Raw genomic sequence first — 17,579 nt, forward strand, 5'->3', positions numbered from 1 at the left:
AGGACTTAGAATCATTCCGGAGTTGCCCATTAATGGATGTGGTCAATACAAAACGCCCCGTCATTCTGATGGTAGATGATGATGAAAAACTGTTGGCAGCGGTGCGGCGCACCCTTGCGACCAGTTTTGAATTTGTCACATTTTCGGACGGGCAGATGGCACTTGATTGGTTGTCGCACAATCGCGAACGCACCGATCTTGTCATTGCCGATCTGATCATGCCGACTCTTGATGGTATCTCGTTCCTGAAACAGGCCGCCCGCATCGCGCCGATGGTCAGCCGCATGATGTTGTCTGGCAATATTTCGACCATTTCCCTGCGCGAAGCCATCAGTCAGGCCATGGTCACGCGTGTATTGGCCAAGCCGGTTTCGGTTTCTGTTTTGAAAGACGCCATTGACCGGGTCATCCAGACCAACAAACCGGCCGAAAAGCCGACATCGCGCGTGACGCCGATGATGGTTAATTCGACGATTGATCAGGCCAAATTTTCCACGGTTCTTCAGCCACGATTTGCGGCAAGTGATCTGGGTCTGTGCGGTGTTGAGGTTCTGTGTCGCATGCCGTCGCTAGAAAAGGATTTCGGGGTTGATGAAATCTTTGAGGCTTGCCGCGATCATCCGGTAATCAACCGGCTGACCAGCCAGCTGATGGCGGTGATGATTGATCAGGCGCCGCGATATCGTGCCTTGCTGGGTGATTCCAGCAACCTTGCGGTCAATATTTCTGCCTATTCGCTCAAAACGCCGGAATTCCTCGATCTTTTGATCCGCTTCTATGAAAAGATGCGCATGCGCGGTGTCGTCGTGACATATGAAATTCCCGAACGTCAGCTGGTTCCGGATGATCAGGAATTGCTGGGCAGTGTTTCGCGCCTTCGTGAACGCGGCATTGCGGTACTGATTGATGATTTCGGGTCGGGCAACAATTCGCTTGAACTGTTGCGCCATGAAGTCTTTGCCGGGATCAAGCTGGACCGTGAGCTTGTCCGCGGGATCATGACCGATTTCCTTGACGATGCCTTTGTCGAATGGATCGCGCAGGTCTGCTGGAAAATGGGGCTGTCGATTTCGGCCAAGGGTATCGAAAGCGGTGCGGTTGCCGAAAAACTGCAAGTCTATGGCATCACCGAATTGCAGGGATTCTATCTTGGCAGCCCGGAACCGCTTGATGTCTGGGAAGAAAAGACAGCAACAGCCATGAGCGCGTAAAAGTGCTTGTGTCTTTGACTAAATTCACCTGTTAGTTATTGTTAAATCAACATGCTGTGACCACTCTTTAAGGCATGGTAGGGAGCATGGATATGAATATGAAAAGCTTTGCAAAGGTGTTGGCCCTTGTGGTCGCCATGGTGGGCTTCGTTTCTGCGGGGGCATTGGCCGGCGGGTCATTGAAGCTGACAAAACCCGATGGCGAGGTGGTAACGGTTTCCATGGACAAGCTCATGGAAATGCCTGCGGTCGAGTTTTACACATCGACCCCCTGGACAAACGGGGTGCAGAAATTCCAGGGCGTTTCCTTTGACCTGCTGCTTGAGACCTATGGCCTTGATGCCGATATGGTGCGTGTCGCGGCCCTGAATGATTACAGCGTCATTGTCCCGACCAACGTATTGCGAAATGACGGTGCCATTCTGGCCTATCACCTTAATGACGCGGAAATGTCGGTGCGTGAAAAAGGCCCGTTCTGGGTTGTCTTCCCCTATGACAGGGATGTGCGTTTCCAGACAGATACCTATTGGGCATATTCGGTCTGGCAGGTAAAATCTGTTGATGCAAAGAATTAAGGCGTTTTTTTTCAACCGTTCAGGCCGTGCCATGTTCTTTGGACTGGTGCTGTTTGTCGGTTTGTATGCGGTTCTGTCCGGGGCGATCATTCGCCAGCTTGAAGACGAGCGGTTTACCTATCGCGAAAATTTCGTCTGGGCGGTGTTTCAGATCCAGCGCCAGCTTTTCATCATTCAACGCGACATAGAAGCCGCCTTTGGCCGTGCCGGTCTTGATGACCAGACGGTCGAAGACATCATGCTTGAATATGAAATCATGGTCAGCCGCGTATTTTTGTTGCGCGATGGCGAAGGTTTCCGCGTGCTGTTTTCCGTGCCCGAAGTGGCGGCATCCATAGACGCCCTGCAAAACCGGATCGATGAAGTCGATATCGCGCTGGAAAATGCCACGGATCCAAGGTCAAAATTACAGGAACTCTATCGGTTGCTTGAACCGATGGGCGAACCGTTGCAACAGGCGGTGGTGCGGACCACGAATTTTGTGTCGGTCTATAACGCCCAGAATATCCAGACCGTGAAGCGCAATATTGAATTTCTGACCTATTTGTTCTTTGTCGGCGTTGTTGCAATGGCGGTGCTGGGGGCATTCATGATCCGTCAGCGCCAGCGTGTTTTTGCCGCGGATATTGCCGCCCAGAAAGCCCGACAGGAACAGGAAGTCATCGAAGAGGCCGCCGATTACGCCAAGCTGCATGCTTTGGGGACGCTGGCAGGCGGGGTCGCGCATGAAATCAACACCCCGGCGCAATATATCCAGAACAATCTTGAATTCCTTTCTGACAGCTTTTCGGGTCTGGTCGATGCAGTGCGCCGCCAACAGGCCGACCCGACGGCAAAGGTCGATTTTGACCAAAGCAAAATCGATTTCCTGGTGCAGGAAGTGCCGCTTGCGATCGATGAAAGTATCCAGGGACTTGAACGGATTGCGGAAATTGTCCGGGGGATTCGCAAATTTGCCCATCCGGCCAATGACGCAATCGAACTGATTTCAATTCCCGAAGAAATCGAAACGGCGGTTACCCTGACCCGCAACCAGGTCAAACATGTTGCCGATCTTGATGTTCATATCCAGTCGGATGTCACCGAGGTCAATGGACGGCGCAACCATCTGTCACAGGCGCTGATCAACCTGATCGTCAATGCATCGCAGGCCATCAAGGAAACCGGCCAGCGGCGGGGACGCATTGATCTGACGGTGACATCGGACGACGACAATGTGTTTATCCGTCTGCGCGACAACGGGTCGGGTGTGCCGGAAGATCTGCGCGATCGCATCTTTGATTATTTCTTTACCACCAAGGAACGCGGTGTCGGCACCGGTCAGGGGCTTCCGATTTGTCGCAAGCTTATCCAGGATGATTTCGGTGGTGATCTGACCCTGTCAGAGGATTATGTCGACGGGGCAGAATTCGTTATCCGTCTGCCCAAAATCAATCCATCCTATAACGCACATTCGCAAAATGATGCCATGCAGGGACCAAGCGATCTTGGTGCGTTGCTGCGTTAGCCTGCCGAATGGAACATCTGGCCGGGATATGGTTTTTCGATACCGTGCGGCAGGTGATTTTCGATGCAGCTCCGTTCCCAGACCGGCCAGATGTCATCGGCACCGCATCGTGAAATGAACCCGCTGGCCAGGTCATATTTGGCGGCGCGTTTCATACCGTCCTTGCCAACGATGCGGGCAAAATACTGCGCAGCATAGACAATCAGCAGGGTCCTGGAATTCGGGGTCGGTGCAACTTCGGGCCTGTGATGGAACGCGATCTGTTCAACAACTTCGTGCGGGAACCCCCAATAGGCACAAATGGATGCCGATACCGCCGGATGGGCAAATCCCATTTCGGCAACTTCGGCGGAAATAATATCGCATTCATCGCGATCCGCCCGATCACGGCTGGCCTTGTAGCCATCGGGCATCACCCGCTTGATGATGATTTCCCCGATATGACACAAAAGGGCCGCCGCACGGACTTGATCAACCGTTTCAAAGGGCAGGTTTTGCAACCGGGCAATATTGGCAGCCATCTGTCCAAGAACCAGCGGTCGGTGCAGTTCAATGGCCGGCACGTTCGGGTCAAATTTGGCGGGCTGCCCCAGTTCTGACCAAAGAATGCACAATGCCTTGATCGTCTCGATGCCAAGCAGTTTCACAAGACCGATCAGGCCGGTCTGGCTATCGGCTGCGACAAGTTTTTCCCGTCGCGCCAGATCCCGTGCCAGAAATGTCAGTGCGGGATGATCGGCGGCAAATTCATTAAGCTCATCGCGGCTTTTGGGGCCGGTGAACTGCAATATCGTGTGCAGGCGTTCAAAGGTTGCCGGCCATGCCAGTTCCCTGGGAATCCGTGCCAGAAGATCAACCAGCATCGGATCATGCAAATAACGCCGCATGACCAGACCGCGCTCGACCGCGTGAATGATGTCGGTATCCTTGCAGGGCTTGGTCAAAAAGTGCTGGGTTGCGGTGGTGCCGTTTTGAATGGCGATTTCGTCGGCATAGCCGGAGAGCAATATGCGGGATGTCTGGGGATAACGGTTGGCAACAATCCGCAGGAATTCGGCCCCGTCCATTTCGGGCATTCGCATGTCGGAAATCACCACATCTGCCTGTTCTTCTGCAAGGCCGATCAGCGCACTTTCAGCACTTTCAAAAAACCGCAGCGACCAGTTCGGGCGTTGGCTCATCATACGGCGACGCAATCCGCGCAACACGTTGGGATCGTCATCAACAAATATGATCGAAATATCTTCGTACATGGTTCGGTCAGACAGATCTGGCTTGGGTTATCATAAAGAACCAACAAACCGCATCTTCGGGATGCAGCCTGTCGGGCCATTCAGTGCGACCTTACTTTGGCTGTTTTATCTGATCTCCAATATCCTCATATGAGGAGCCATAAAAAAACGGGCTGCTGTATCAGCAACCCGTTTGATCGGTGCGCTTAAGGGCGGGTCAGATCAGAATTCGTAGCCGATCTTGCGATCGACCGAGAATTTGCCACCACCCTGGATCAGAACCGTCAGGGCAAGCAGACCCCACATCAACGGCATTTCAAATCCGCCATTGTTCCAGAAATAGCCAGCCGGAATATGGGTTGAAACGGCAACAGCCATGAAAGCCAGAACAGCGGCGGCAACCGGACGGGTCAAAAGACCGACTGTCAGCATCAATCCGCCAACAAATTCAAGAAGGCCGATCAGAAGGGCAAAGACAAAGCCCGGGGCAAAGCCGATGCTTTCAAGCCAGCCAGCTGTTCCTTCAAGGCCATAACCGCCAAAGGCACCAAACAGTTTCTGTGCACCATGCGGAACCATCAAAAGGCCGGTGGTAACACGGATGATCACCGGGGCAAGCGGTTGCAGGGCGGACGTAACATTGCCAATGGCAGGGATGATCGAACGGGGTTTGTCAGTGGTAAGCGAGGTCATGATTTTTCTCCTCGGGATGGGGGAGCGCGGTCTTCGCAGCTCAGGCCACCATGTCAAAAACAAGGGCTTCGGCATTGTCGGCATCAGAGAAGACAAGTTCGTCTTCATCCCGGATCGCCGCACCGTCACCGGCAGTAAGGGTTTCGCCATTCACTTTGACCGATCCGCGGGCTACCTGGATCCAGGCGATGCGGCCTTTTTCGATGCTGTGCTGTGCGGTTTCGCCATTGTTAAGGTGCGCAACATACAGATCGACATTCTGGTGAATGGTGATCGAATTCTCGCGGCCATCGCGGCTGCCAATCAGGGTAAGCCCCGATCCCGTATCGTGGCGTGCGATTTCCTTTTCTTCGTAACCCGGTTCCAGTCCGGCTGCTTCCGGAATGATCCAGATTTGCAGGAAGTGAACCGGATCGGATTTTGAATGGTTGTATTCCGAATGACGGATGCCGGTGCCAGCCGTCATGCGTTGCAGGCGGCCCGGACGGATCACAGATCCGTTTCCGATGCTGTCCTTGTGTTCCAGGGCGCCATCAAGAACATAGGAAATGATTTCCATATCCTTGTGGCCATGGGTGTCAAAACCGGCACCGGGAATGACACGGTCTTCGTTAATGACGCGAAGCGGTCCCCAGCCCATCCGGTTGGGATCGTAATAATGACCGAAGGAAAAAGTATGGTTGGAATCAAGCCAGCCAAACTGTGCGCGGCCACGGGTGTCTGCATCTACTTTGATCAGCATTTGTCTGTACCTCCATGAGGATGTCTTCTGTTGGAGACAGAATACGCTTTTCATAAAATGAGACAATTATCGCAATAATGCCCACAGTGTTGCGTTTAATGCGACAATAAGCCTATCATCGCGTCATATGACGCATCCCCAACCGCAGCCCAGGGATATTGCCCGTGGATAAAATGGCCAGTTTGCAAAGTTTCATCCGTGTGGTCGAAGAAGGCAGTTTTGCCGCCGCGGCCCGGGCCATCGGGCAGTCGCGATCGCAGGTCAACCGTGCGGTGGTCGCGCTTGAAGATGATCTGGGTGTGCAATTGCTGAACCGCACAACACGTACCGTTTCTGTAACGCCAAGCGGGCAGGCGTTTTATCATCGGGCCAAGGCCATTCTGACGGATCTGACGGATGCCGAAGACTCCATTCGCGAGAACCCGGAAAAGCCGGCTGGTGACATTCGCATCAATGCACCAATGTCATTTGGCACCCTGCATCTTGGCCCGGCACTTGTCGATTTTGCCCGCATGTATCCCGATATCAGGATCGAATTGGCCTTGAATGATCATTTCATCGATCCGGTTGCCGATGGTTTTGACATGACGGTGCGCATCAGTCGCCCGACCGAAACCCTGGCGCTGATTGATCATGAAATTATTCCGATCCGGCGCGTGATTTGCGCGGCACCCGATTTCTTGCAGAAACATGGTGAACCGACAGATATCCGGGATCTGGCGACTTTGCCCTGTCTGCATTACGGCAATCTTCCGTCGGGTTCGACCTGGAAACTGACCGGTCCGAACGGGCCGGTTTCGGTTCAGGTCAATGGCGTGTTTTGCTGTAACAATGCCGAAGTTCTGCGTGACGCGGCGGTGGCCGGTCTGGGCTTGGCAGAAATGCCGACTTTCATTGCCGGGCCGGAATTGCAAACCGGGCGTCTGGTGACGGTGTTATGTGATTATACCCCGCCCGAGATTTTTCTTTATTTGCTCTACCCGCCCAGTCGGCAGCTTTCATCGCGTATCCGGCTTCTGGTTGATTTCATGCATGACCGGTTTGGCGGCCAGCCGCGCTGGGATCTGGTGCAATAAAACCCAAATCAGAACCGGATTGTTGCGATCCAAAACCTTGCATCCTGCGTACTGGTTACTAGGTTTTTGCATGAACGCATAACGGGACTGGTCGCAATGTCTGATTTCGAAATGCCAACATTGATGATGGTGTCGCATGGTAATAGCGGCAATGGCGGGGACCCGGCAGGGGACCTTGCCCGGTCCGTTGCGCCCGACTGGAACGGACCGGTGTCGCATGGCTATATGCGAAGCAATCCGTCACTGCCCGATCAGCTCGCTTCCCTCAAACGGTCGGGACATGCCGAGCGCCTGATCATTTTCCCGCTGTTTTTCAGTGAAGGGTATCTGGTGTTCGAAGAACTGCCGCGCGATCTTGAACGTGCCGGATTGGGTGATGCAGTTGTTCTGCCGCCGGCCCTTAATCTTCCGGGCTTTGATGACCTTGTCGCCAGCAAAACCCGGGCAGCCGCCGCTAATCGTCGGTGGCGACTGGATGAAATGTCGGTATTTCTGGTGCCGCATGGCTTGAAAACCCTGACCGCACCATTGCCGGAAACGGTCCGTTTTGCCCGCCAGGTTCAGGGGCTTTGCGCCGGCCCTGAAATCTGCATTGGCAATATCGAAGGCAAACCGTCGCTTGCCGATTGGCGCGACCTTTCCACGCACAAGAAAACCCTGATCATTCCGATGCTGGCTGGTGGTGGCACTCATGCGCGCGAAGACCTGCCCGAATTGATCGATGCCCGCGACGGTGAAGAGATCGAAATTCTCGATCCGATCGGACAGTGGCCGGAACTTCCCGGTTTGGTACTTGATGAGGCCGGGCGTCATGTTGCCCGTCTTGCCGGGATGGCGGTGCCGCTGGGGCCGACAGGCGGTGATATCTGGGCCGAACGGATGGCAAGATCCGCCTGACCGCAACGGTCGCCAGATTAGCCCAGAACCGGTTTGAAGCTTGTTTCCGATGATTTCTTGAGAAGATAGTCGCGAAACAGACGTGCGGCACTGGTCAGGTTGGCATCACCATCATGGGCGATCAGCAACTGGCGCTTGGCCCAGTCATCGGCAATCGGTGCGCCAGCAATATTCATATGGCCGATATATCCCGCAACCGAACTTTTCCGCAAAAAGCCGATCCCAAGGCCCGCGGCAATCATTTGGCGCAGGGACCCGAAACGCACGACCTTGATATGGGGATGCATATCAAGCTTCATTTTCGATGCGGCTTCGGAAATCAGGTCATCAATCACCCCGCCTTCATGCAGGGAAATGATGTCATATTTGGCGGCCTCGGAAAATTTGACCGGTTTGGGGGTGTCTGCATTGGGGATCAGCGGATGGCCCTTGGGCGTGACAACCCAGATCGGATCATCGCAAAACACATCATGGGCCAGATCGCCAAGCGGACTGTTATCGGCCAGGATCGCCAGATCAGCACGCCCTTCGCGGACGGCTTCGGCACTTTCGCGCGATGTCAATTCGCGGACATCAACGGTGATGTGGGGGAAATCACGTTCAAAATCGGCCAGAAATGATGGCAAGCCGGTCAGGATCGCAGACGTCACTGCGGCAAGATAAATCTTGCCCTTTTCCCCGGCATTGAAATCGCGAAGCTCATTGGAAAGATGGTTCAGATCGCCCAGAAGCTTTTCGCCATAGCGGGCAAATATCGTGCCTTCTTCGGTCGGTTCGACCCCGCGCGGCAGGCGGCGAAGCAGTTTGACACCCAGCATGGCTTCAAGTTCGCCAATGCGGCGTGACACGGCCGAGGTCGCGATATGTTCGCGCCTTGCGGCTTCATTGATGCTTCCGGCGCGCACGATGGCGACGAAAAGCCGGATGGTCACGATATCAAACTTTTGCATGGAACCGTTGTCGGTGGTTCAGCCCGAAGCGTCAAGAAGTTTGAGGGTGCGGCAGATGTGCAGATCGTCGCACCAACCTCAAACGAAGGCGGCGGATGCCTTAACCTTCAACCTGACGCCATGCCTTGTTCCAGTCCGCAGTCAGTTCTGCGTGGGTTTTGGCCTGGGATGCTTTCATGATTACGGCAACCTGAAGGGCACGGACAAAACTGGTGAACCAGCCGGTGCGGACTTCACGTTCGATGCTGGTTGCGTCTTTGTAAGCAATCGTCGTCATGGCTCTAATCCTTTGCGACATCATCTGTCTTTGCGATGAATTCAGAGATACCAGACACCCTGCTTCGCGACTATTCTCCTTTCACCGCTATCCCGTTCTTGTTTGGAGAACGGTACAATTAACCAATTGAAAATAAACATTTATTTTATGTTGCGATGCGCAATAAGTCTTGGGGTTCGTATGATTTTCGGCTTGGCGCGGCGGTTTTGTGCGCCAAGGTCGCTGCGACTCAGGCAAATCCGTGATCGGCGGTCCTGTGTGTTTTTCGGGGTGGCAAATATCTGCTATAGCTTGGGAAATTTTCACAATCAGGGTCGCTGATATGACCGATACAATCGATAATCTTGCCTATGAACAGGCCCATGGCAGCGCGGTTCAGGACCATCTTGGATACAGGCTGGTGGAATGGGCAGACGGCCACGCGGTCGTCGAGCTGGAGATGAAGGATTTTCATCGCAACCGTGTCGGGATCCTGCATGGCGGGATCTTGACCACGCTGATGGATACGGCATCTGGCTATGCGGTGTGTTTTTGCCCGGTTGCGGGGAACGTGCGCAAAACCATGACGCTTTCACTGACCACCAATTTCATTGGTATGGCCAAGGATGGGCTGGTGCGTGTGATTGCCCGCAAACAGGGCGGGGGTCGCAAGATCGTCTTTACCGAGGCAGTGGCCTATAACGCCGATGGCGAAGTGATCGGGACGGCAACAGGAACATTCAAATATCATCGCGGCAGTGATGACCCCGATGGTGTGCCGCGTGATGCCTGACCGCGATTCCGATCTGTCCATATCATGCAAAAGGGCGCGACCGATTGATCGCGCCCTTTGTGTTTGATTGAAACCCGAAGATCCTAGTTCGGCATCTGCCACTTGCCATTGACCAGACGCGGGATATTGAGCGGGTTGGCATCCTTGATCGGGGCCGGAAGCAATGCATCCGGGAAAGCCTGATAGGAAACGGGACGGACAAAACGCTTGATGGCGAGTGACCCGACCGAGGTCGAACGCGAATCCGTACTGGCCGGATAAGGACCGCCATGCACCATGGAATGGCAGACCTCAACCCCGGTCGGCCAGCCATTGATCAGAATACGACCCGCACATTTTTCAAGCGCCGGACGCAGGGCATTTGCCAGATCGGCATCGCCATCGACCATGTGGATGGTCGCGGTCAATTGCCCGATCAGTGTCGATGACAGCGCTAACATCTCATCAATGCTGTCGCACTCGACAATGATCCCGGCCGGGCCGAACATTTCCTCGGCCAGTTCCGGGTTGGCTTTCCAGTCGGCGGCCGTGGTGCGGAAGATTGCCGGGCTGCCTTCGAATTTTCCGTCAGAGTCGCGACGTTTCAGCGGGCAGGTCACCTTGGCATGTTTGCTCATGGCGTTGGTGACGTCGTGATAGGCGCTTGATACGCGATCAGTCAGCATGGCGGCACCACCGACCTGACCCAGTTCGGCAGCTGCGGTTTCGATGAATGTTTCAAGATCGGCCCCCTTAAGGGCGATCAGAAGACCCGGATTGGTGCAAAACTGGCCCACACCCATGGTCAGCGATCCGACCCAGCCCTTGGCAATATCGGCGGCCTTTTCGCCCATTGCCTTGGGCAGCAGGAAGACCGGGTTGTTTGAACCCAGTTCGCCATAGAACGGGATCGGCTCCGGGCGGGAAACCGCAATGTCAAACAGCGCACGGCCGCCACCGGTCGAACCGGTAAAGCCAACTGCCTTGATCAGCGGATGGGCCACCAGTGCCTGACCAACCTTGCGCGTGCCACCATGGATCAGGCTGAAGACACCCTTGGGCATGCCGGTTTTGATGATGGCGGCTTCAATTGCCTTGGCGACGATTTCAGATGTACCGGGATGGGCAGCATGGCCCTTGAAAACTACCGGGCAACCCGCGGCCAGTGCCGATGCGGTATCGCCGCCCGCGGTCGAAAAGGCCAGCGGGAAGTTGGATGCGCCAAATACGCCAACCGGACCCAGCGCCTTGTTCATCACGCGGATGTCGGGTTTGGGCAGCGGCTGACGGTCCGGCTGTGCGGTTTCAATGCGGGCTTCGAACCATGACCCTTCTTCGATCCAGTCAGCAAAGAAGCGCAGCTGACCAACCGTGCGGCCTCGCTCGCCGGTCAGGCGTGCAGCAGGCAGGGCAGATTCAAGGTTGCCGATTTCGGTAATTGCATCGCCGCGCGCATCGATTTCATCCGCAATGGCGCGCAGGAATTCCGCACGTTTGGCCGGCAGCATTGCGGCGAACTCTTCGGCACAGGCCTGGGCTGCTTCGACCGCCTGATTGACGATTTCCTCGGTGCCGTGCTGGAACTTGGTCGGGAGCTTTTCACCGGTTGACGGATTGTCGGCCTGAAACACGTCCGGGCCATTCAGCCACTCGCCTGCGATGTAATGCTGTCCACTAAGCATGTGGGTCTCCTGTGGGGTTATGTCCTGTGCCGGATGGGCCAGCGCAATGCTTTTTGATCGATCCGATCCGCATGTACCATGTGCAAACAATCGCGCATGGCCATGCTGGTCAGAACGCCCAAATGGCGCAGCCCTGATAAACTGTGCGCAGCTTAGAGTCCGGGTCGGCAGATGTAAACATCATACAATATGATAATACTGCGACGATTCGCCGGAAGCCGCTTTTCGGGGACCTTAGCAGAGCGGGTCGAACCAGTCGAATATTTTATACAATCATGAGAAAAGAAAGCTTTGAGAGCTGCAAAGCCTTGTAATCGATGAGTCTAATGCAAAAAAGGCGGGGAGTTCCCCGCCTTTTTATTAGTCATACTATTGCTTCGAGAGTTTAGAACGTGCCGTTCAGGCTCAGGAAGAAGTTACGCGGTGCGCCGTAATAGTTGAATGTCGAGGTCGACGCGACACGGCTGTAATATTTCTCGTCAAGAACGTTATTGGCATTGAGTGCCAGCGACAGGTTGTCATTGATCTGATAAGCAACGCGGGCATCAACAACGGTGTAGCTTGGTGCGGCAATCGTGTCGTTAAACACCCAGCCATCCGACCATGTGACGCCACCACCAACACTAAGGCCGTCAACTGCACCCTCGTCGAAGGTGTAATCCGTCCAGGACGTAATATAGTGTTTCGGCGCATAAGTCCGGTAAGAGCTGTCAGACTGACTGCCGATATCCGTGCTGTAGATATAGGTATAACCAACGAAACCTTGCCAGTTATCCATGATCTCGCCGCTCAGTTCTGCTTCGATACCACGGGTACGGATCTGACCTGCGGCGACACTGGCATTGGTATCATTGGGGTCGGTAACCGCGCGGTTTTCATCTTCCATCTGATATGCGGCGATGTAAGAGTTCAGCAGTCCGCCGAAATGTTCGCCTTTGACGCCGATTTCAAACTGTTCACCGGTACGCGGCTCGATCTGTGAACCGGTTGTGGTGGTTTCACTTTGCGGGTCATAAATCGAGGTGTAGCTGAAGTAGGTCGAGAAGTCTTCAGTCAGGTCGTAAACCACACCGGCAAACGGCGTGAACACAGCATCATCAGATGTGTTGCTGTCGCCGTTTGAGCCATTCACCAGGCCTTTTTGAATGGAGTTGTACCAGCTTGTACGGCCACCAAACGAGAAGGTGACGTCATCAAATGTCTGGAGTTTCAGCTTGGCATAGGTACCGAATTCGGTGGAATCCTGATCATAGTCGCTGCGCGTGCTCAAAGAGGTCGGAATGCTGAGCGACGGACTGGAAATGCTTGCAGTACCAAGGTTTGCAAGTTTCTGAACATAGGAAAAGTCGGTGTTTTCGATATCTGCACCGACCGTCAGGGTCTGTTCATAGCCAAACAAATCGAAGTTGTGATTTACATATGCATCCGCAGCAATTGCCTGTTCATCGGATGCCAGATCAAGTGCGCGGTAGGATGCGGTATTTGACGCCGACGCCGTTGAGATCGTGTAGGCGTAGAACGCATTCATGTTTCGGTTTGAGAAACGAAGCGAGAATGCACCTTCTGTATCGTCAGAGAACTGATGTTTCAGATCAAGGTAAACATCATCCATGGTGTTTTCGAAGGTGTTCCAGTCCGCACCGGCAAAGGTTGAACGCGACACATTCAGCAAACTGCCATCGGATGCAGCCGGAAGGCCGTTATGGGGAACCTGGTCCTTGTGCTCATGGGAAAAACCAAGGGACACAAAGGTGTCATCGCTGATATCCGCATCAAAGGTGACATATCCGAGTTCGTTGTTGTTTTCCTCAACATCAACAAAGCTGTCACGATAATCAGCAGACAAAATGGCCCGGGTGCGAACACTGCCATCTTCTGTCAGCGGTACGGAGACGTCGCCCATCGCGCTATAGTGGTTCCATGAACCGTACCCGACCGAACCCGCACCACTGAATTCGTCATTTGCCTGTTTACGGATCAGGTTGATGGTGGCAGATGGCTCGCCTGAGCCGCCATACAGTCCAGCCGGGCCACGCAGAACTTCGATGCGGTCATACATCGCAAGGTTTGGCAGCGTGCCATCGCGACTTGAAAGTGGTACCGAGACACCGTTGGTTTGAACATCTGCGACTTCGTAACCGCGTGAGAACAGGGACGAACGACCAGCAGTATTTTGGGCAACCTGTACGCCAGTGGTGTAACGCATTGCGTCATCAAGATACTGGAAGTTCTGCTGTTCTATGCGTTCGCTGGTGACAACACTTGCCGTCTGCGGCAGTTCGCGAAGTGATTCGTTCCCTTTTGAACCAACGCTTGCCACAGTGGTGGTAAAGCTGCCGGTGCCTTCTGTTGCGGCCGGGTCGCCCGGGTTTGATGTGCCCTGGGCTTCGACAACAACCGGGTCGAGCATGGCGTCGCCGCCGGCAACCAGGGTGACGGAATTGTCGTCGGTGAAGCTGTATTTGACGTCGCTGCCTTCAAGCAATTTTCCAAGTGCTTCGGCTGCGGTCATTTTGCCGTTTACCGCGGTGCTGGTCAGATTTTCGACCTGCGCGGTATCATAGAAAATCTGGATGCCGGTTTGCTGGGCAAATGCCAGAAGCGCATCATTCAGGTTTTGAGATGCAATGGCGAAATCGAAGGTTGCGCTTGCCTGGGCAATTTCGGTCTTGCTGCCGGTCTGGGTGGCTTGTGCAGCCTGTGCATCGACCGGTGCAAACAGCATCATCGCCCCAAGCGACATTGCGGTACCGGCCAGAAGTTGTTTGGCGATGCTGCGCTGTGATGCGCGCATATTATGATGATCGGCAACACGCATTGCCGAGGTTCCCCTTTTGGAGGCCATTTAGCCATCTCCCCTAGGTCTTCACATTAATTGATAATGCAAGTAGGTCGCATTATCTCTGTCCTACAGGAGAAGACGCGCCGGTTTTCCGATCCGGTAAAAATATCCGAAATTTTTTTTGAAAATTTTCAGATACGGAACTTCCAATCCCGGATCCCGTCAGGAAATGGCGGTTTTCTTGGGGTTATTCGACGAGGAATGTCGCAACATGCGGTATGCTGTAGCTTGAAGCACCAAGGCCCTTGCTGATGACATCGACTGCCTGATCGATCTTGTCGATCCGGAACATGCCGCTGACCTCGCGATTGGCAAGATCGCCGCTGGCAATCAGGATCGGACCGCTGGCATAACGATTAAGCGTTCGCGTGACGTCCGAAAGGCGAGCATGGTCAAAAATCAGGAAGCCGTTTTGCCAGCTGGTGCTGGTTGCCAGATTGATCTGTTGTACCGCGATATCCGAAGCCCCGGCGCGGATTGAAATGCGTTCACCCGGTGACAGAACCAGACTGGTATCAGCCTGTGCGACATCGGGGGTTACCATGATCTGATGTTCGATAGCCGTCACGGTCAGATCATGACCGTCGTCGTCATCGCCAAATTCAACATCAAATTTGGTCCCGAGTGCGCGTGTGGTGCTGTTTCCGGCATGGACGACGAAGGGCGGAACCGTGTCGCTTGCCGGGGCGACATCAAAGCTTGCCCGCCCGGAAATCAGGGTGACGGCGCGTTCGGTATCGCTAAATGCAACATCGATTGCCGATGCGGAATCAAGAAGCACGCGACTGCCATCGGCCAGCGTCAGCGTGGTGATTTCCCCATGTGCGGAGCTGTGATCGGCAAAGGATCGCGCCATCAGGTCGGGCAATTCAATGCCGCCAATCACCGCAAGCAAAATGGTCGCGGCGACCGCAACAATATGCCAGCTGCGTTTGGCGGGGCCGGTGCTGGCATCGTTTGCGGCCGGTCCGGGTTGTTTCAGGTCTTCCGGATCAATCAGGGCAAGATCATCCCAGACCGATTGCGCGTTTTCATAGGCCTCGGCACGGGCCGGGGTGCTTTGGATCCATTCGCGGCTTGATGCGTGGCCGGATTGCCGGGCGGCATCGGATGGCGACTGTTTGCCGGTTGTGGCGACAGCATGATCATGGATCACCCACGCGGCTGCGTGTTGGTCCATTTCATCAATTTCGGGTTTGTTTTTGCCCTGTGCCACGAACTGCTTCCTGAATTTCGGTCTGTTTATTATGACGTTTCACATCGTGAAAAACGTACATCTTTTTCATTCGGCCTGATGTTTTTTGAGTTTGGTTACCGCATGGGCCAGCGCAGTTGCCAGATGTTTCTGGACCGTGCTTTCCGACACCGACAGTTTCTGTGCGATTGCGCCATAACTGTAACCTTCAATCCGTCCGAGTACAAAAATTTCCCGGGTGCGCGGCGGCAATTCTGCAATCGCCTGTTGAAGGATTTTCAATCTCCGCCGGTCACCGGTCTGGGTTTCGGCATTCGGGCGATCATCGGCAATCAGCGCCATGGTATCGTGATCTGTGGGATCGGTACGCCGCCGGCGTTGCGCCCGGATATGGTCAATCGCCAGATTGTTGGCCGTTTTGTAGATAAAGGCGCGGCCATCTTCGATGATGATGTCGCTATCGATCCGGAGCAAACGCGCAAAAGTTTCCTGAGTCAGATCTTCGGCAGTATCCGCGCATGACAATTTGCGGGCAAGGAAGCGTCGGACTTCTTCGCCATATTGCCGGAATAATTGCTGGGTGTCGGGCTTGCTCGCCATGGGATCAGTAGCTGTTCAGGGTGATTCCCATGATAATCATTGTGATAATCAATCGCAACTATATTGATCAGGAGATCAAAAACATGGCTGCGTGCCTGTTGCGCCCCGGCCACTAAATCGTAGTCCGTTTGGTGGCGACTGTGCTGATGACAGGTCGAGCCAATAAATCCGCAGCGGTGTTTCGGGCATGTCTTGTGGTGCGTCATCCCAAGTGTGCGGTGATTTGGTCCGGTCTGGTCTTGGTTGGCGTGGGGTGGGTATGTTCCCGAAGGTACTGGCTGCCCCGGGTTGCCTCGGGCACCGGTCAGCTTGCAGCTGATTTTGGTGTGCGGCCAAAGATGCTGGCAAAGTCCGTCTTGCCGGGTTTGGGGCGCTGAAGTTGCAGTCGGTCGCGAATGGCATCGAGATGGCGCGACATTTCGGCTGCTGCAATATCCGGATCGCCGCTTGTCAGTGCTTTTAGAAGATCGTCATGTTCGGTATGTGAGCAATCGACAGGTTGCGGACTTTCATACATGGCAATGATCAGCGATGTGCGCAGGATCAGGCGTTCCAGAAATTCTTCGATCACCAGATTGCCGGTCAGGCGGGCCAGAAGCAGATGAAACTCGCCCGACAGGATGATGGCAGCACGATGATCGCCGCGATGATGGGCATCATGTTCCCGGTCCAGATGGCTTTTGATCTGGGCGGCACGCGCGTCCGTCATGGAAACCGCAACCTTGCGGGCAACGCCGTCTTCGATCATGCGGCGGGCTGAAAAGACTTCGATGGCCTCGTCGATGGTCGGTTCGGCAACAAAAGCCCCGCGATTGGGCACAAGGTTGATCAGCTTGTCATGGGCAAGTTGCAGGAATGTGGCGCGGATGCGTGCGCGGCTGACGCCAAAGGTCTTGGCCAGGTCTTCTTCGACCAGTTTCATGCCCGGTTCAAGACGGCGATCAAGGATCGCGTCGAGCATTTCCTGATAGATCATTTCCTCCGGGCGCAGCTTGCCACTGCCTTTATAGCTGCCGGTTTCTTCGGCCTTGGCCATCTTGACGATGCTTTCCGTCGTTTATGTTTTCGCGCGATATATTCTTTCTACAAAATTGTTGACGATTTGGACAATAAAAAATCACCCCATCGAATGAATGCTATGCGCAGAAATTGCATTTAAATTGACCACGTAAACCATAATGCGCAAAAAATGCACAATACGTGAGCATAAAACAAGCAGCATTCCCGCCATGTTGGACGGGATAGGCCGGGCGTCCCGCACAAAACCGCCAATAAAAACAAGTGGCACGCATTTTGCCTGCAATCGACAACAGGATTGTTAACAATTTTGCATGCAGTGACGGGTGAGC

General features: G+C 54.3%; 16 protein-coding genes. 6 read left to right on the forward strand and 10 right to left on the reverse strand.

Annotation, left to right across the window (positions count from 1 at the left end):
* Nucleotides 1-32: 32 nt before the first annotated feature.
* The 3 genes from WA429_RS00825 (at nt 33) to WA429_RS00835 (ending at nt 3,293) form a co-directional block, all read left to right on the forward strand.
* Complete coding sequence (locus tag WA429_RS00825) at nt 33-1,211, forward strand: EAL domain-containing response regulator (protein ID WP_287464521.1); 1,179 nt, start codon at nt 33-35, stop codon at nt 1,209-1,211.
* 98 nt (nt 1,212-1,309) lie between these two features.
* The gene (locus WA429_RS00830) at nt 1,310-1,786 is read left to right on the forward strand and encodes a molybdopterin-dependent oxidoreductase (RefSeq protein ID WP_287464520.1); all 477 of its coding nucleotides are present in this window, start codon (nt 1,310-1,312) and stop codon (nt 1,784-1,786) included.
* A complete protein-coding gene (locus WA429_RS00835) occupies nt 1,773-3,293 on the forward strand; it encodes a sensor histidine kinase (RefSeq protein ID WP_287464519.1) in 1,521 nt (506 codons plus the stop codon). The genes WA429_RS00830 and WA429_RS00835 overlap by 14 nt, the downstream gene beginning before the upstream one ends.
* On the opposite strand, the gene WA429_RS00840 is transcribed toward WA429_RS00835, so the two are convergent.
* From WA429_RS00840 to WA429_RS00850, 3 genes are all read right to left on the reverse strand, one after another.
* On the reverse strand, nt 3,290-4,546 hold the full coding sequence (locus WA429_RS00840; protein ID WP_114112062.1) for a response regulator: 1,257 nt from the start codon (nt 4,544-4,546) through the stop codon (nt 3,290-3,292). The two genes, WA429_RS00835 and WA429_RS00840, sit on opposite strands and share 4 nt — an antisense overlap.
* 201 nt (nt 4,547-4,747) lie before the next feature.
* Nucleotides 4,748-5,218 carry a DoxX family protein gene (locus tag WA429_RS00845; protein WP_287464518.1) on the reverse strand — a complete coding sequence of 157 codons (471 nt, stop codon included), beginning with the start codon at nt 5,216-5,218 and terminating at the stop codon, nt 4,748-4,750.
* A 40-nt stretch (nt 5,219-5,258) separates the two neighbouring features.
* Nucleotides 5,259-5,960, reverse strand: a complete 702-nt coding sequence (locus tag WA429_RS00850) for a pirin family protein (protein ID WP_287464517.1) — start codon at nt 5,958-5,960, stop codon at nt 5,259-5,261.
* A 173-nt stretch (nt 5,961-6,133) separates the two neighbouring features.
* On the opposite strand from WA429_RS00850, the gene WA429_RS00855 reads away from it, so the two are divergent.
* Nucleotides 6,134-7,036 carry a LysR family transcriptional regulator gene (locus tag WA429_RS00855; protein WP_287464805.1) on the forward strand — a complete coding sequence of 301 codons (903 nt, stop codon included), beginning with the start codon at nt 6,134-6,136 and terminating at the stop codon, nt 7,034-7,036.
* A gap of 96 nt (nt 7,037-7,132) precedes the next feature.
* Nucleotides 7,133-7,933: a sirohydrochlorin chelatase gene (locus WA429_RS00860; protein ID WP_287464516.1), complete on the forward strand. Its 801-nt coding sequence runs from the start codon at nt 7,133-7,135 to the stop codon at nt 7,931-7,933.
* Between the two features lie 17 nt (nt 7,934-7,950).
* On the opposite strand, the gene WA429_RS00865 is transcribed toward WA429_RS00860, so the two are convergent.
* Both WA429_RS00865 and WA429_RS00870 read right to left on the reverse strand, forming a co-directional pair.
* Nucleotides 7,951-8,883, reverse strand: coding sequence for a LysR family transcriptional regulator (locus WA429_RS00865; protein ID WP_101246583.1), 933 nt, complete (start codon nt 8,881-8,883; stop codon nt 7,951-7,953).
* Between the two features lie 100 nt (nt 8,884-8,983).
* Nucleotides 8,984-9,160: a hypothetical protein gene (locus WA429_RS00870; RefSeq protein WP_170310186.1), complete on the reverse strand. Its 177-nt coding sequence runs from the start codon at nt 9,158-9,160 to the stop codon at nt 8,984-8,986.
* A 322-nt stretch (nt 9,161-9,482) separates the two neighbouring features.
* On the opposite strand from WA429_RS00870, the gene WA429_RS00875 reads away from it, so the two are divergent.
* Nucleotides 9,483-9,932, forward strand: a complete 450-nt coding sequence (locus WA429_RS00875; RefSeq protein WP_287464515.1) for a PaaI family thioesterase — start codon at nt 9,483-9,485, stop codon at nt 9,930-9,932.
* 83 nt (nt 9,933-10,015) lie between these two features.
* Here WA429_RS00875 and WA429_RS00880 read toward each other — a convergent pair whose 3' ends face one another.
* The 5 genes from WA429_RS00880 to WA429_RS00900 all read right to left on the reverse strand — a co-directional run bounded on the left by WA429_RS00880 (nt 10,016) and on the right by WA429_RS00900 (nt 17,266).
* Nucleotides 10,016-11,593 carry an aldehyde dehydrogenase (NADP(+)) gene (locus tag WA429_RS00880; RefSeq protein ID WP_206926534.1) on the reverse strand — a complete coding sequence of 526 codons (1,578 nt, stop codon included), beginning with the start codon at nt 11,591-11,593 and terminating at the stop codon, nt 10,016-10,018.
* A 385-nt stretch (nt 11,594-11,978) separates the two neighbouring features.
* Nucleotides 11,979-14,438 carry a TonB-dependent siderophore receptor gene (locus tag WA429_RS00885; RefSeq protein ID WP_101246581.1) on the reverse strand — a complete coding sequence of 820 codons (2,460 nt, stop codon included), beginning with the start codon at nt 14,436-14,438 and terminating at the stop codon, nt 11,979-11,981.
* A gap of 184 nt (nt 14,439-14,622) precedes the next feature.
* Nucleotides 14,623-15,651 (reverse strand): FecR family protein, encoded by a 1,029-nt coding sequence (locus tag WA429_RS00890; RefSeq protein WP_101246580.1) that lies wholly within the window; start codon nt 15,649-15,651, stop codon nt 14,623-14,625.
* A gap of 66 nt (nt 15,652-15,717) precedes the next feature.
* Nucleotides 15,718-16,230 (reverse strand): RNA polymerase sigma factor, encoded by a 513-nt coding sequence (locus WA429_RS00895; RefSeq protein ID WP_101246579.1) that lies wholly within the window; start codon nt 16,228-16,230, stop codon nt 15,718-15,720.
* 304 nt (nt 16,231-16,534) lie between these two features.
* Nucleotides 16,535-17,266: a GntR family transcriptional regulator gene (locus tag WA429_RS00900; protein WP_101246578.1), complete on the reverse strand. Its 732-nt coding sequence runs from the start codon at nt 17,264-17,266 to the stop codon at nt 16,535-16,537.
* Nucleotides 17,267-17,579 lie beyond the last annotated feature (313 nt).

Source organism: Thalassospira sp. CH_XMU1420-2 (assembly GCF_037029325.1).
Taxonomy (GTDB): domain Bacteria; phylum Pseudomonadota; class Alphaproteobacteria; order Rhodospirillales; family Thalassospiraceae; genus Thalassospira; species Thalassospira povalilytica.